The sequence below is a fragment of the Paracoccus sp. SY genome (assembly GCF_002901215.1).
In the GTDB taxonomy this organism is placed as follows: domain Bacteria; phylum Pseudomonadota; class Alphaproteobacteria; order Rhodobacterales; family Rhodobacteraceae; genus Paracoccus; species Paracoccus acridae.
Window position 1 is genome coordinate 1 of the sequence record NZ_NWMQ01000169.1, and the last position, 765, is coordinate 765.

1 pseudogene is annotated in these 765 nt (G+C 70.6%); it reads right to left on the reverse strand.

Annotated elements, in window-relative coordinates:
• A pseudogene (locus CK944_RS22370) lies at positions 1-732 on the reverse strand (hypothetical protein); the annotation flags it as partial.
• Positions 733-765 lie beyond the last annotated feature (33 nt).

A 765-nucleotide genomic window follows, 5' to 3' on the forward strand; every position in this document is an offset into this window, starting at 1 on the left:
TCGGAACCGTTCGGCGGCGTCAGCCCGCTCGTCGATGCCACCCGCCCTATCGTCTTCGCCTGTCCCGCCGCCGCCTGACCGGTATGCCACCATCGCCGACTGCGTGCGGGCTTGAAGCAGCGCCTCTTCCTCGGCACGGCGGGCCTCAAGCTCGGACCGGCGCCGCTCCAGCTCTGCCAGGCGCTGCGCTTCCAGATCGGCCTGCACCTGCGTCTGGTTGGCCAGTTCCGCAGCCAGGTCCAGGTCGGATTGCAGGCGCAGATTTTCGCGGTTCAGCTCATCGAACGCCTGGTCCTTGCCGGCCATGTCACCCTTGAGCTGGTCCAGCTCCGCGCGCAGGGCATCAAGCTCCTCGGATGACGTCCTCGGGTTGGCCCGCGCCGCGGCAAGCTCTGCCCTGGCTGCCGCGAGGTCGGCTCTGGCCTGCTCTAGGGCCGCACGTGCTGCTGCAGCATCAGCCTGGGCCTGCGGATCGGCGACCGTGCGCACGGCGGTGCGCGTGTCCGGCGGGGCTGGCGCGGGGTTCGGCTCGTTTTCGGTCAGCGTGAAGCCGTCAAGCCCGGTGTCGTCCTGGAACTCGCGAACATCCGAGGTCGGCAAGGGAGATGGAGCCGGGTCTCCCGACGGGATTACCGTCGCCACATAGGCGCCTCCGGCAAGTCCGGCCGCCAGCATGCCGGCAGGCAGCGCCAGCCGCCGCCACAGGGGCGGCCTGGCGGCCGGTGGCTGCATCCGGCGCAGTCGTTCCTGCAGGGGATCGGCTTC